We start from the raw sequence: 1083 nt of genomic DNA, 5'->3' as shown, positions 1-1083 counted from the left end.
CCCCCCACAACAACACACGTCGCAGCGCCGCCCGCGCCATTTGTTAAACCCCCCCCCGCCCCCCCCCGGGGGGCGGGGGGGGGCCCCCCCCGGCGGCGGGGGCCGCCCCCGCCATCGCTGCGGCAGCCGATCCGCGCGCCCCGCCGGGGCACGCGCCGGACCGCAACATTCCGCACTCTAACCGGAAGAAAGACTTCAGGCTGGGTTAGTGGCGCAGAGCCGCGCAATGTGTCATGGGGAGAACAAATTTGCCATAAAAAGGTCCGGACCAGTGAGGATCTGGCCTTTACCAATCATCGCGCGAGGCGCCCGACCGCGATGACGAAGTGAACTTCCGCACGGCGTAGATCAGACCGCCGATCACCGCGACCAACAGCAGTACCCGGAACAGCAGCCAAGCGACGATACCGACAACGCTGGTGATCAAGCCGCCGAATACCGCGATGACGAGGACGGGCACGACAACCCACTTCACCCACCACGGAAGGCCCTGGAATATCCGCTTTGCGGCCACGATGCACCCTGCTTTCTACTTGCCCCGCTCGATCCCGTGATCTCGCTGCTTCGCTGGATTCCCCCTCGTACTCCGATGCTAGAGCGGCGTGGGGGCGCGCGGGGCCGCACCGGCCCCCGTCCTCCCCTGACCCGTCCCCTACGGGACGGCCGGCCACGCCTCGCGCTCGGGACGTACTTTGCCGGGGGTGGCCTCGGGGCGGCCGGCAGCGGCAGGGTTGCGGGGCGGCCCGGGCCGGTGGGGCCTCGCGGCCGGGCCGGCGGAGTTTGGCAGGGCCGGGCCTGGGCGGGGTGAGGCCGGGCGGGTGGGCGGAGTTTCGGCGGGACTGGCCGGCGGGCTCTCGGGGCGGCCGGGCCGGCAGGGCCTCGGCAGCCGGGCCGGCAGGACATCGGAGCGACGGGCCAGGCCAGGCGGAGTTTCGGCGGGACTGACTCGCGGACCCTCGGAGCGGCAGGGCCGAGGTGGGATGGGGGCCGGGCCGGCAGGCTCACGGAGCGACGGGACCAGGCCGGGCCAGGCCAGGCCAGGCCAGGCAGATGTTTCGGCGGGACTGACTCGCGGACCCTCGG

At 72.4% G+C, this 1083-nt stretch carries 1 protein-coding gene; it reads right to left on the bottom strand.

All coding sequences use genetic code 11. From position 1 onward, the window contains the following. Window positions 1-286 precede the first annotated feature (286 nt). Window positions 287-514 (bottom strand): DUF5326 family protein, encoded by a 228-nt coding sequence (locus tag AAHZ94_RS34455; RefSeq protein WP_349997610.1) that lies wholly within the window; start codon window positions 512-514, stop codon window positions 287-289. Window positions 515-1083: the final 569 nt, after the last annotated feature.

The sequence above is a fragment of the Streptomyces sp. HSW2009 genome, assembly GCF_040240285.1.
GTDB lineage: Bacteria > Actinomycetota > Actinomycetes > Streptomycetales > Streptomycetaceae > Streptomyces.
The sequence above is the reverse complement of the archived record's forward strand: the minus strand, read 5'-3'. Positions and strand labels throughout refer to the sequence as shown.